At 67.0% G+C, this 12987-nt stretch carries 9 protein-coding genes; 2 read left to right on the top strand and 7 right to left on the bottom strand.

What is annotated here, in order from left to right:
- The first annotated feature begins 80 nt into the window (after positions 1 to 80).
- Together BLT64_RS05300 and BLT64_RS05305 are read left to right on the top strand one after the other, a co-directional pair.
- Positions 81 to 2360, top strand: coding sequence for an NADP-dependent malic enzyme (locus BLT64_RS05300; protein ID WP_011748511.1), 2280 nt, complete (start codon positions 81 to 83; stop codon positions 2358 to 2360).
- 251 nt (positions 2361 to 2611) lie between these two features.
- Positions 2612 to 4516 carry a propionyl-CoA synthetase gene (locus tag BLT64_RS05305; RefSeq protein ID WP_011748512.1) on the top strand — a complete coding sequence of 635 codons (1905 nt, stop codon included), beginning with the start codon at positions 2612 to 2614 and terminating at the stop codon, positions 4514 to 4516.
- Between the two features lie 85 nt (positions 4517 to 4601).
- Here BLT64_RS05305 and aroA read toward each other — a convergent pair whose 3' ends face one another.
- The 7 genes from aroA to BLT64_RS05340 all read right to left on the bottom strand — a co-directional run bounded on the left by aroA (position 4602) and on the right by BLT64_RS05340 (position 12987).
- Positions 4602 to 5933 carry a 3-phosphoshikimate 1-carboxyvinyltransferase gene (gene aroA / locus BLT64_RS05310; RefSeq protein WP_011748513.1) on the bottom strand — a complete coding sequence of 444 codons (1332 nt, stop codon included), beginning with the start codon at positions 5931 to 5933 and terminating at the stop codon, positions 4602 to 4604.
- A gap of 77 nt (positions 5934 to 6010) precedes the next feature.
- Positions 6011 to 6712, bottom strand: coding sequence for a tRNA (guanine(46)-N(7))-methyltransferase TrmB (gene trmB, locus BLT64_RS05315; protein ID WP_011748514.1), 702 nt, complete (start codon positions 6710 to 6712; stop codon positions 6011 to 6013).
- A gap of 21 nt (positions 6713 to 6733) precedes the next feature.
- Complete coding sequence (locus BLT64_RS05320) at positions 6734 to 8410, bottom strand: ribonuclease J (RefSeq protein ID WP_011748515.1); 1677 nt, start codon at positions 8408 to 8410, stop codon at positions 6734 to 6736.
- Entirely contained in the window at positions 8403 to 9182 is a 780-nt protein-coding gene (locus tag BLT64_RS05325) for a type III pantothenate kinase (protein WP_011748516.1), read from the bottom strand. The genes BLT64_RS05320 and BLT64_RS05325 overlap by 8 nt, the downstream gene beginning before the upstream one ends.
- Positions 9183 to 9185: 3 nt before the next feature.
- Positions 9186 to 9944, bottom strand: coding sequence for a biotin--[acetyl-CoA-carboxylase] ligase (locus BLT64_RS05330; protein WP_011748517.1), 759 nt, complete (start codon positions 9942 to 9944; stop codon positions 9186 to 9188).
- The gene (nuoN, locus tag BLT64_RS05335; RefSeq protein ID WP_011748518.1) at positions 9937 to 11436 is read right to left on the bottom strand and encodes an NADH-quinone oxidoreductase subunit NuoN; all 1500 of its coding nucleotides are present in this window, start codon (positions 11434 to 11436) and stop codon (positions 9937 to 9939) included. Before nuoN ends, BLT64_RS05330 begins: the two co-directional genes overlap by 8 nt.
- A 9-nt stretch (positions 11437 to 11445) precedes the next feature.
- Positions 11446 to 12987, bottom strand: coding sequence for an NADH-quinone oxidoreductase subunit M (locus BLT64_RS05340; RefSeq protein WP_011748519.1), 1542 nt, complete (start codon positions 12985 to 12987; stop codon positions 11446 to 11448).

A 12987-nucleotide genomic window follows, 5' to 3' on the forward strand; every position in this document is an offset into this window, starting at 1 on the left:
GCCCCTGCCCGCGATGCCCCCTGTTCCCCGGCGAAAAAATAGTTTAACGCTGAACCATCTTGAGAGGAGAGGGTCTGGCGATGGAAGAACGCAGACAGGACAACGCCCGGCAGGCGGCATTGGATTATCACGAATTCCCGCGCCCGGGTAAGCTCGAGGTGCGCGCGACCAAGCCCCTTGCCAACGGCCGCGACCTGAGCCGCGCCTATTCGCCCGGCGTGGCGGAAGCCTGCCTGGACATCAAGGCCGACCCCGCCGCCGCCGCCCGCTATACCGCGCGCGGCAACCTCGTCGCCGTGGTTTCGAACGGCACCGCCGTCCTGGGGCTGGGCAATATCGGCGCACTGGCCTCGAAGCCGGTGATGGAGGGCAAGGCGGTCCTGTTCAAGAAGTTCGCCAATATCGACTGCTTCGACATCGAGCTGAACCAGCCCGACCCCGAGAAGCTGGCCGAGATCGTCTGCGCGCTGGAGCCGACCTTCGGCGCCATCAACCTCGAGGACATCAAGGCGCCCGACTGCTTCATCGTCGAGAAGCTGTGCCGCGAACGCATGAACATCCCGGTCTTTCACGACGACCAGCACGGCACCGCCATCGTCGTCGGCGCCGCCGCGACCAACGCGCTGCATATCGCCCACAAGCGGTTCGAGGACATCAAGGTCGTCTCGACCGGCGGCGGCGCGGCCGGCATCGCATGCCTCAACATGCTGCTGAAGCTGGGCGTGAAGCGCGAGAACGTCTGGCTGTGCGACATCGCCGGCCTGGTCCACGAGGGCCGGACCGAGGAAATGACCCCGCAAAAGGCGGAATATGCGCAGAAATCCGACCTGCGCACGCTGGATGAGGCGATCGAGGGCGCGGACCTGTTCCTGGGCCTGTCCGGCCCCGGCGTGCTCAAGCCGCATATGGTGGCCAAGATGGCCAAGCGCCCGATCATCTTCGCGCTGGCCAACCCCACCCCCGAGATCCTGCCCGAGGATGCCCGCGCCGTCGCGCCCGATGCGATCATCGCCACCGGCCGCAGCGACTATCCCAACCAGGTCAACAACGTCCTGTGCTTCCCCTTCATCTTCCGCGGCGCGCTGGACGTGGGCGCAACCACGATCAACGACGAGATGCAGCTGGCCTGCATCGAGGGCATCGCCGCGCTTGCCCGCGCCACCACCAGCGCCGAGGCGGCGATGGCCTATCGCGGCGAGAAGATGAGCTTCGGCGCCGACTACCTGATCCCGAAACCCTTCGATCCGCGGCTGATCGGCGTGGTCTCGACCGCCGTGGCCCGGGCCGCGATGGAAACCGGCGTGGCCACCCGGCCGCTGGACGACATCGCCGCCTACAAGCGCGCGCTGGACGGCTCGGTCTTCCGTTCGGCGATGATCATGCGCCCGGTCTTCGAGGCGGCCGCCACCGCCAAGCGCCGCATCGTCTTTGCCGAGGGCGAGGATGAGCGCGTGCTGCGCGCCGCCAACGCCATGCTGGAGGAAACCACCGACGCGCCGATCCTGATCGGCCGCCCCGAGGTGATCGAAAGGCGCGCCGAACGCGCCGGCCTGCCGATCCGCCCCGGCCGCGACTTCGAGATCGTGAACCCGGAAAACGACCCGCGCTATCGCGACTATTGGGGCACCTATCACGAGCTGATGGCCCGGCGCGGCGTCACGCCCGACATCGCCCGTGCCATCATGCGCACCAACACCACCGCCATCGGCGCCGTCATGGTCCACCGGGGCGAGGCCGACAGCCTGATCTGCGGCACCTTCGGGCAATACAGCTGGCACCTGAACTATGTCAGCCAGGTGCTGGCGCGCGACGGGCTGCGGCCGCAGGGCGCGCTGTCGCTGATGATCCTCGAGGACGGGCCGCTGTTCATCGCCGACACCCAGGTGACCCATTCCCCCACCCCCGAGCAGGTGGCCGAGGCCGCCATCGGCGCCGCCCGCCATGTGCGCCGCTTCGGCGTGACGCCCAAGGTCGCGCTGTGCAGCCATTCGCAATTCGGCAACCTGGACACCGACTCGGGCCGCAAGATGCGCGCGGCGGTCGAGATCCTGCATGCGCGCGGCGTCGATTTCATCTTCGACGGCGAGATGCATGTGGACTCGGCGCTGGACCCGACGATCCGCGAGCGGCTGCTGCCGCATTCCCGGATCGAAGGCGCGGCCAACGTGCTGGTCTTTTCGGGCACCGACTCGGCTTCGGGCGTGCGCAACGCGCTCAAGCTCAAGGCCAACGGGCTGGAGGTCGGGCCGATCCTGATGGGCATGGGCAATCGCGCCCATATCGTGACGCCCTCGATCACCACCCGCGGGCTGCTGAACATGAGCGCGATCGCCGGCACCCCGGTCGATCACTACAGGTAAGCGCACGGAACATGGGGCGGGGCGGCGGTGATTCTGCCGCCGCCCCTGCCCGGCCGGACTTCATTTTGCAAAATGGCGCGGGATTTTCAGCCCAAAGCAAAGTCTGCGCCGGTTTGCAAATTAACTCGCCCTATGGGGGCGATGTTCTGCAAAACTTTTTGTCGCACCCCCGGTTGTGGGCGTTAACATCCTTGCGCCCTGCCTCTTGGCGCGCATAACTCCGCCCCATTCATCCGGGGAGGAGTTGGTTCATGGGATATCGGGAGATCTATTCCGCCTGGCAGGCAGATCCTGAGGGTTTCTGGATGCAGGCGGCCGAGGCCATCGAATGGGAGCGCAAGCCCTCGAAGGCGCTGTTCGACGACAAGGCCCCGATCTACGAATGGTTCTCGGACGGGATGGTGAACACCTGCTGGAACGCGGTGGACCGCCATGTGCTGGCCGGGCGCGGCGACCAGATCGCCATCCAGCATGAAAGCCCGATCACGCTTTCGACCAAGGGCATCACCTACAAGCAGTTGCAGGACCGCGTCGCCTCGCTGGCCGGCGCGCTGCGCATGCGCGGCGTCGAAAAGGGCGACCGCGTCATCATCTACATGCCGATGATCCCCGAAGCGCTGGAGGCGATGCTGGCCTGTGCCCGCCTTGGCGCCATCCACTCGGTCGTCTTCGGCGGTTTCGCCGCGAACGAATTGGCGGTGCGCATCGACGATTGCCAGCCCAAGGCGATCATCGCCGCCTCTTGCGGGCTGGAGCCGAACCGGGTCGTGCATTACAAGCCGCTGCTCGACGCCGCCATCGACATGGCCGAGCACAAGCCCGAATTCTGCGTGATCTTCCAGCGCGAGCAGGAGGTGGCGAAGCTGGTCGAGGGCCGCGACTTCAACTGGCACGGCTTCCAATACGGCGTGAAGCCCGCCGAATGCGTGCCGGTCGAAGGCAATCACCCGGCCTATATCCTTTACACCTCGGGCACCACCGGGCAGCCCAAGGGCGTGGTGCGCCACACCGCCGGCCACTTGGTCGCGCTGCAATGGTCGATGACGAACATCTACAACATCGCGGCCGGCGACCGTTTCTGGGCCGCCTCGGACGTGGGCTGGGTCGTCGGGCATTCCTATATCTGCTACGGGCCCCTGATCGCCGGCGCGACCACCGTGGTCTTCGAGGGCAAGCCCGTGGGCACGCCGCATCCGGGCGTGTTCTGGCGCATCATCCAGAACCACCGCATCAAGAGTTTCTTCACCGCGCCGACCGCGCTGCGCGCCATCCGCCGCGAGGACCCGGAGGGCGAGTGGATCAAGCGCTACAAGCTGCACGACCTGCAGGCGCTGTTCCTGGCCGGCGAGCGCGCCGACCCGGACACGGTGAAATGGGCGCAGGAGCATCTGGGCGTGCCGGTGGTCGATCACTGGTGGCAGACCGAGACCGGCTGGGCCATCGCCGCCAATCCCATCGGCATCGAGACCCTGCCGACCAAGCTGGGCAGCCCCTCGGTCCCGATGCCCGGCTATGACGTGCAGGTGCTGGACGAGGCAGGCCATCCGGTGCCGGCAGGCACGCTGGGCGCCATCGCGGTCAAGCTGCCTTTGCCGCCCGGCACGCTGCCCGGGCTGTGGAATGCGGAAAACCGCTTCCGCAAGTCCTATCTCGACCATTTCCCGGGCTATTACGAGACCGGCGATGCGGGCTATATCGACGAGGACGGCTATCTTTACATCATGGCGCGCACCGACGACGTGATCAACGTCGCCGGGCACCGGCTTTCGACCGGAGCGATGGAGGAGGTGCTGGCCAGCCATCCCGATGTGGCGGAATGCGCGGTGATCGGCGTGGCGGACAGTCTCAAGGGCCAGTCCCCGGTCGGGTTCCTGTGCCTCAAGGCCGGGGCAAGCACGCCGCATGAGCGGGTGGTCGCGGATGTGGTGCGAATGGTGCGCGACAAGATCGGCCCGGTCGCAGCCTTCAAGTCGGCCTGCGTGGTGGACCGGCTGCCCAAGACCCGTTCGGGCAAGATCCTGCGCGCCACCATGGCCAAGATCGCCGATGGCGAACCGTTCAAGACCCCCGCCACCATCGACGACCCGGCGATCCTGGACGAGATCCGCGAGGCTCTGGCGGGGCTCGGCTATCCCGAGGCCGCCAAGGCGAGCTAGGCCGTTCCCGGCTTCGCGGCCGGATTCGAGTATTTGGGGAACGAAGAAGCAGGGGCGCCGCGTATGGAAGCGGCGCCCCTTGTCGTCAGTCGATTTGTGCGCCGAGGCCGCGCATCAGCGGCAGGAAATCGGGGAAGGAGGTGGCGATGGGACCGCCGTCATCGACCGAGATCGGCTGGTGCGAGGCGAGGCCCGCGACCAGGAAGGACATGGCGATGCGGTGGTCGAGATGGGTGGCGCAGGTGGCGCCGCCATCGAGCCCGCCCTTGCCGTGGACGGTCATGGTATCCTGGGTGTCCACGACCTCGGCGCCATTGGCGCGCAGGCCGACGGCCATGGCGTCAATGCGGTCGCTTTCCTTGACGCGCAATTCGTGAACACCCTGCATGACGGTCGTGCCCTCGGCAAAGCAGGCGATGACCGAGAGGATCGGGAATTCGTCGATCATGCTGGCGGCGCGTTCGGCGGGCACGGTCACGCCTTTCAGAGGACCATGGCGGACGACCAGGTCGGCGACCGGCTCGCCGCCCTCTTCGCGCTGGTTCTCGAAGCGGATGTCGGCGCCCATCTCCAGCAGCGTGACATAGAGCCCGTCGCGGGTCGGGTTGCGGCTGACGCCCGGGACGCGGATTTCCGAGCCCGGCACGATCAGCGCCGCCGCCACCGGGAAAGCGGCGCTGGACGGGTCGCGCGGCACCGCCACCGGCTGCGGTTTCAACTCGGGCCGGCCCTTGAGGATGATGACATGCCCCTCGGCGGTCGTCTCGGTGGTGATGGCGGCACCGAAGCCGGCCAGCATGCGCTCGGTATGGTCGCGGGTCGGCTCGGCTTCGATCACCACCGTTTCGCCCGGCGCGTTGAGCCCGGCAAGCAGCACCGCCGACTTGATCTGGGCGCTGGCGACCGGGGTCTTGTAGCGCACCGGCACCGGCTCGGACGCGCCCTTGATGGTGAGCGGCAGGCGCTTGCCCTCGCGCGCCGTGACCTCGCAGCCGAAAAGTTCCAGCGGGTCGGTGACGCGGCCCATCGGGCGGCGCGACAGGCTGGCATCGCCGGTGAAGGTGGCGGTGATCGGCGTGGTTGCCATGGCGCCCATGATCAACCGCACGCCGGTGCCGGAATTGCCGCAGTCGATCACCCCCTCGGGCTCGGCAAAGCCGCCGACCCCGACGCCGTTGACGCGCCACTCCCCCTCGCCCAACCGCTCGACCTGCGCACCGAAGGCCCGCATCGCCGCTGCCGTGTCCAGCACGTCCTGGCCCTCCAGCAGGCCGGTGATATGGGTCTCGCCCACCGAAAGCGCGCCCAGGATCAGCGCGCGATGGCTGATCGACTTGTCGCCCGGCACCTGGGCCTCGCCGGTCAGGGGACCCGAGCGGCGGGCGGTCATCGGCAGCGGTTCGGCGGAATGTGACATGAAGGCCCCCTCGTGCTTGTCGCGCAAGGTGATAGCGGTCACGGGCGGGGGTTGCAATCGGGGGCGATCAGGGCGCTTCAGGATCGGCGGCGGAAGGTGACGTAATGCGGCACCCGGCCTTCGCGCAGCGCCTTCTGCTCATAGCGGGTGCTGGGCCAGTCCTCCCATGCCTGCGGCCCCTCGGCGACCAGATCGAAGCCGGCCTGCGGCACCTCTTCCAGCGTCTGGCGGACATAATCGGGGATGTCGGTCGCGACGCGGAACTCGGCGCCCGGCTTCATCACGCGGGCGAGCGGGATGAGGTGCTCGGGCGTGACGAAACGGCGGCGGTGATGGCGGGCCTTGGGCCAGGGGTCGGGATAGTTCAGAAAAGCCTTGTCGATCGAGGCATCGGGCAGCACATCCATCAGGTCGCGCGCATCACCCGGATGCACGCTCACGTTCTCGACCCCCGCGGCGCGGATCTTGCCCAGGAGCATGGCGACGCCGTTGATGAAAGGCTCGCAGCCGATGATGCCGATCTCGGGATAGCGGGCGGCCATGTGGACCATGTGCTCGCCGCCGCCGAAGCCGACTTCCAGCCAGACCGGCCGGTCGTCGCCGAAGATCGTGCTGGGCGCGACGGGCTTGCGCTCGGGGTTCTCCTGGACGGTGATGCCGCGCGGACGCAGGCTGCCCAGATCCTCGGACAGATAGCCCTTCTGGCTTTGGCGCAGGGTCTTGCCGTGGCGGCGACCGTAGAAGTTGCGGCGCGGGGGATTCGGATCGAATTCGCTCATGGTTCGTTCAGGCCGGCTCCGTCACTCGGCGGCAAGGCGCGAGATCACCACCGTCACCTCGGGTTTCTTGCCGATTTCCTCCATCGAGACCTGGCGGGTGATCTTGCGGATCGCCTCTTCCAGCCGGTCGTCGTCCATCACGGTGCGGTCGTCGGCGCGTTCCAGGAACTCGGCCAGCTCGCCCTCGATATTGCGCGCCAGCGGCACCCCGGCGCGGCCCAGCTCCGGCAGGCCGGACAGCTCCACCCAGGCGTCGGGCAACGGGCTGTCGTCCTCGTCGATGATGACCGAGACCATGGCACGGCCGTTCAACGCCATGCGGATGCGGTCGCGGACCACACCGTCCATGGCCCCGATCAGCATCGTCCCGTCGAGGTAAAGCCGCCCGGTATCGATCTGATCGACCACCCGCGGCGCCGTGCCCGACAGGTCCAGCATGGTGCCGTTCGTCGCCACGACCGAGGGGATGCCACGCGCCTCGGCCAGCTTGGCATGTTCGCGCAGGTGCATGTGCTCGCCATGCATCGGAATGACGATCTGCGGCTTCAGGAGGTCGTGCACAGCCTCGATATCCGGCCGGTTGGCATGGCCCGAGACGTGATAGAGCCCGTCTTCGGCGTCATAGAGGTCCACGCCCATCTCGGAAAGCGCATTCATGATGCGGATCACGCCGCGCTCGTTGCCGGGGATGGTGCGCGAGCTGAACAGGAAGCTGTCGCCCTCTTTCAGCTCGATGCCCAGATAGCGGCCGCGCGACAGCTGGGCGCTGGCGGCACGGCGCTCGCCCTGGCTGCCGGTGACGATCAGCATCACCTTGTCGCGCGGCAGTTCCGAGGCTTCCTCGGGGCCGATGAACGAGGGGAAGTTCGTCAGGATGCCGGTTTCGACGCCGACGGTCACCATGCGACGCATGGCCCGGCCCAACAGGCAGATCTTGCGGCCGGCGGCAACGCCGGCTTCGGCCAGGGTCTTGAGGCGGGCGATGTTGCTGGCGAAGGTGGTCGCCACCACCATCTGCCGCTGCGCCATGACGAAATCCAGAAGCGGATTGGCCAGCACCGCCTCGGACCGGCCGGGATGGGGCGAGAAGACATTGGTGGAATCGCAGGTCAGCACCTTGATCCCCTGCCCCTCGTTGGCGATGTCGTGCCAGAGGATCGGGTCGAAAGCCTCGCCTACCACCGGGGTGCCGTCCAGCTTGAAATCGCCGGTATGCACGATCCGCCCCGCCGGCGTGTCGATGATCAGCGCCGAACTTTCGGGGATCGAATGGCTGATCGGGACGAACTGCACCCGGAACGGGCCGGCCGTCACGACATCGGGCCGCGGGGCGTGGATATGCAACTGATCGACGGGCTGGCCGGCCTCTTCCAGCTTCAGCCGCGCCAGCGCGCCGGTGAAGCGGCGGCAATGCACCGGCTTTTGCAGCCTGGGCCACAGCAGGCCAAGCGCGCCGACGTGATCCTCGTGCCCATGGGTGATGAAGATGGCGTCGATGCGGTCGCGATTGGCTTCCAGCCAGGCGACATCGGCCATGATCAGGTCGATGCCGGGCGCGCTGTCCATGTCGCCGAAGGTCACCCCCAGGTCGACGACGATCAGCCGCTCGCGTCCCGGCTGGCCATAGCCGTAGACATAGGCGTTCATGCCGATTTCGCCCGCGCCGCCCAGCGGCAGATAGATCAGGCGCTCAGCCATTGCCCATCTCCTTGTTGTAATCATGGATCAGGCGCAGGCCGTGCATGGTCAAGTCGTCCTCGATCGCGTCGAACAAATCAAATCCCTGGTCGAACAGCGGCGCCAGCCCGCCCGTGGCTATAACCTTCATCGGCCGGCCGCGTTCCAGGCGGATCTTGTCGACCACGCCCTGCACCAGGCCGATATAGCCCCAGAAGATGCCGGACTGGATGCAGGCCACGGTATTGGTGCCGATCACCTTGGCCGGCATGGTCACGTCGACATGCGGCAGGCTGGCCGCGCCCATGTGCAGGGCCTCCAGCGACAGGTTCACCCCCGGCGCAATGACGCCGCCGACATAGGCGCCGTCGGTGTCCACCACGTCGAAGGTCGTCGCGGTGCCGAAATCGACCACGATCAGGTCCGGTCCGTGCCGCTCGAACGCCCCCCAGGTATTCACCAGGCGGTCGGGGCCGACCACGGTGCCGAAATCGACCCTCGGCGCCACAGGCAGCAGGCAGTCCGGCTTGCCCACCACCAGTGGGCGGGTGTCGAAATAGCGATTGCAGAGCACGCGCAGGTTGAACACCACCCGCGGCGCGGTCGAGCTGATGATGCAGGCGTCGATGTTCAGTTCCAGCTTCTGCAGGGAAATCAGCGTGGACAGCCAGACGAAATACTCGTCCGCCGTGCGCCGGTGGTCGGTCGAGATGCGCCAGAGGCCCACGAATTTCTCGCCGTCCCAGACGGAAAAGACCGTGTTGGTGTTGCCGGTGTCGATGCAAAGCAGCATGGCCTAGCCTCCGAAAAAGACTTCGGCGGCGGGAATGACCTGCCGCCCCGCCGGGCCGCGCAGGATCAGCGCGCCGCTGTCGTCGATGCCCTCGAAGATGCCGTGGCTTTCGGCAGTGCCGGTGCGGGCGATGATCGGCTCGCCCAGCCGGGCCGCGCGGGCCAGCCAGGCATTGCGGATCGGCGCGAAGCCATAGGTGTCGAGTTGCGCCTGCCAGCGTGCAAAGGCCGGCGCCAGCAGGTCCAGGAATTCCTCGGGATCGACGGCGTGGCCAGTCTCGCCTTGCACGGAAACCGGCGGGGTGGCACCGGGCTCGACCGCGCCGGCATCGGGCGCGGCGGCCAGGTTGACGCCGATGCCGACCGCGACGGCCTGCACGCCGGGGCCGGAGCCCGAGCTTTCCAGCAGGATGCCCGCCACCTTGCCGCCGTTCAGCAGCACGTCGTTCGGCCATTTGATCGCCAGCCGCGCGGCCGGGCCGCAGGCCAGACCAAGCGCATCGTAGAGCGCCAGCGCGGCGACGAAGGACAGTTGCGCCGCCGCCAGCGCCCCTCCCTGGGGCCGCAGAACCAGCGTGCCGGCAAAGTTTCCGGCCGGCATGACCCATTCGCGCCCGCGACGGCCACGGCCCGCGAATTGCTCGCGGGCCAGCACCCAGGCAGAACCGGAAAGGCCGGGCGCCAGCTTCAGCGCCTCGGCATTGGTGCTGTCGGTGCGGGCCAGCACATGGCGGGCCACGCCCTCGGGCCAGGCGTCACTCACCTTGCACGGGCTCGGCTTGCGCGGCTTCGGCGGGCTGCTCGATGGCGGCCACCGGACCGACCAGGGTCTCGGCGGCGCGGCCGGCGGCGGAATCGACGCCGAACATGCTGATCGCACCCACCAGCATCGCCAGCGCCGGCACCATCAGCGCCAGGTATTGCACCGCGCCCATGCGCGAGGTCATGCCCTCGGACTCGCCGCCGAAATACATGTAATAGACGATGCGCAGGTAATAGAAGGCGCCGATGACCGAGGCGATCACGCCCAGCACCGCCAGCCAGCCCATGCCGGCATCGACCGCCGCCGTCAGCACGCCGAACTTGGCAAAGAAGCCCAGCGTCGGCGGCACGCCGGCAAGGCTGAACATCAGGACCAGCATCGCCAGCGCCTTGACCGGATCGGTCCAGGCAAAGCGGTTCAGCGCGGCAAGGTCGGTCACCGGCACGCCGTCGCGCTCCATCGACAGGATGAAGGCGAAGGTGCCGATGTTCATCACCGCATAGATGGTCATGTAAAGCAGCATGTTCTGCACGCCGATGGCGGTGCCGGCGGCAAGGCCGACAAGGGCAAAGCCCATATGCGCGATCGAGGAATAGGCCATCAGCCGCTTGATGTTGGTCTGGCCGATCCCGGCGATCGAGCCCAGGAACATCGACATCACCGCCAGCGCCGCGACGATCTGGCTCCAGTCGCCGATGACATGGCCGAAGGCGTCGAAGACCAGCCGCGCGATCAGCGCCATGGCCGCGACCTTGGGCGCGGTGGCGAAGAAGGCGGTGACCGGCGTCGGCGAGCCCTCGTAGACGTCGGGCGTCCACATGTGGAAGGGCACGGCCGAAACCTTGAACGACAGGCCCACCAGCATGAACACCAGGCCGAACAGCACGCCCAGGGACAGGTGGCCGGCCTCGATGGTCGAGATGATGCCCTCGAACCCGGTGGTGCCGGCAAAACCGTAGACCAGCGAGGCGCCATAGAGCAGCAGGCCCGAGGAAAGCGATCCCAGCACGAAGTATTTCAACCCCGCCTCGGACGAGCGCACCGAGTCGCGGCGCATGGCGGCGACGACGTAAAGCGCCAGCGATTGCAACTCCAGCCCCATGTAGAGCGTCAGCAGGTCGCCGGCCGAGACCATGAACATCATGCCCAGCACCGCCAGTGCAACGATGATCGGGAACTCGAAGCGCAGCATGTTGCGGCGCTGCATGTAATCGGCGCTCATCGCCAGCACGCCGGCGGCGGCGACCAGCGTCACCACCTTGGCAAAGCGCGAGAAGCCGTCGTCGATGAACATGCCGTGGAAGGCGGCGCCGTCGACATGGTTGCCGAGGCCCACCATGGCCGCGACGACCAGGAAGGCCGCGACCGTGACCCAAAGCAGCGTCCGGGCCAGCCTGTCCTTGCCGAGATAGGCCCCCGCCATCAGGGCGGCAAGGGCGTAACCGGCCAGCACCACCTCGGGCAGAATGGTCGAGAAATCGAGCGAGGTCATGTCCGTCCCCTAGTGGCTGGCTTGGGCCGTGGCGACGGGTGCCGCCGGCTGGCTCTGGTTGTAGTCTTGCACGAGTGCTGCGACCGCCGGGCCGGTCACGTCGGTGACGAGCCGCGGATAGACGCCCAGGATCAGCGTCATGGCGATCAGCGGGATGAACACCCAGCGTTCGCGCGGGGTCATGTCGGTGATCGACTTGAGGCTTTCCTTGATGAGCTGGCCCAGCGTCACCCGGCGATACAGCCAGAGCGCATAGGCCGCCGACAGGATCACCCCCGAGGTCGCGACCAGCGCCACCCAGGTATCGACGCGGAAGACCCCCATCAGCGTCAGGAACTCGCCCACGAAACCCGAGGTGCCCGGCAGGCCCACGTTCGCCATGGTGAAGAACATGAACACCGCCGCATAGGCCGGCATCCGGTTCACCAACCCGCCATAGGCGTCGATCTCGCGCGTGTGCATGCGGTCGTAGATCACGCCGACGCACAGGAACAGCGCGCCCGAGATAAAGCCGTGCGACAGCATCTGGAAGATCGCGCCGTCGACGCCGATCTGGTTCGCGGCAAAGACGCCCATGGTCACGTAGCCCATATGGGCGACCGAGGAATAGGCGATGACCTTCTTCATGTCCGACTGCGCCAGCGCCACCAGCGAAGTGTAGACGATGGCGATGGCCGACAGCCAGAAGACATAGGGCTGGGCCACGCCGCTGGCGACCGGGAACATCGGCAGCGAGAAGCGCAGGAAGCCGTAGCCGCCCATCTTCAGCAGCACCGCGGCCAGCAGGACCGAGCCGGCGGTCGGCGCCTGGACGTGCGCGTCGGGCAGCCAGGTATGGACCGGCCACATCGGCATCTTGACCGCGAAGCTGGCAAAGAAGGCCAGGAACAGCAGCATCTGCATGCCGCCGACCACGGTCATGCCCAAGAGGCGGAAGTTCTCGGACGGGAAGTCGAAGGTCAGCAGCGTCGGGATGTCGGTGGTGCCCGCCATGCGATACATGGCGATCATCGCCACCAGCATCAGCACCGAGCCGAGGAAGGTGTAGAGGAAGAACTTGAAGGACGCATAGATGCGGTCCTTGCCGCCCCAGATGCCGATGATCAGGAACATCGGGATCAGCCCCGCCTCGAAGAACAGGTAGAACAGCACCAGATCGAGCGCGGTGAAGACGCCGATCATCAGCCCTTCCAGCACCAGGAAGGCGATCATGTATTCCTTGACCTTGTCCTGGACCTGCCAGGTCGAAAGGATGGTCAGCGGCATCATGAAGGTGGTCAGCAGCACGAACAGCACCGAGATGCCGTCCACGCCCATCTTGTAGCGCAGCCCCATGATCCAGGCGTGATCCTCGACGAACTGGAAGCCGGTGTTCGCCGGGTCGAAGCGGAACAGCACGAAAAGCGAGATCACGAAGGTCGCCGTGGTGGTCAGCAGCGCCAGCCATTTGGCGTTGCGCGCCGCGGCCTCGTCCTGGCCGCGCAGGAACAGCGCCATGATGATGGCGGCGACGATCGGCAGGAAGGTGATGATGGAAAGAAGGTTCGTCAT

The sequence above is a fragment of the Paracoccus denitrificans genome (assembly GCF_900100045.1).
Classification (GTDB): Bacteria; Pseudomonadota; Alphaproteobacteria; order Rhodobacterales; family Rhodobacteraceae; genus Paracoccus; species Paracoccus denitrificans.

Bases quoted from the DNA above. Each gene is read 5' to 3' on its own strand.
- BLT64_RS05300 (WP_011748511.1), top strand. From the start codon at position 81: ATGGAAGAACGCAGACAGGACAACGCCCGGCAGGCGGCATTGGATTAT.
- BLT64_RS05305 (WP_011748512.1), top strand. From the start codon at position 2,612: ATGGGATATCGGGAGATCTATTCCGCCTGGCAGGCAGATCCTGAGGGT.
- aroA (WP_011748513.1), bottom strand. From the start codon at position 5,933: ATGTCACATTCCGCCGAACCGCTGCCGATGACCGCCCGCCGCTCGGGT.
- trmB (WP_011748514.1), bottom strand. From the start codon at position 6,712: ATGAGCGAATTCGATCCGAATCCCCCGCGCCGCAACTTCTACGGTCGC.
- BLT64_RS05320 (WP_011748515.1), bottom strand. From the start codon at position 8,410: ATGGCTGAGCGCCTGATCTATCTGCCGCTGGGCGGCGCGGGCGAAATC.
- BLT64_RS05325 (WP_011748516.1), bottom strand. From the start codon at position 9,182: ATGCTGCTTTGCATCGACACCGGCAACACCAACACGGTCTTTTCCGTC.
- nuoN (WP_011748518.1), bottom strand. From the start codon at position 11,436: ATGACCTCGCTCGATTTCTCGACCATTCTGCCCGAGGTGGTGCTGGCC.
- BLT64_RS05340 (WP_011748519.1), bottom strand. From the start codon at position 12,987: ATGACGAACCTTCTTTCCATCATCACCTTCCTGCCGATCGTCGCCGCC.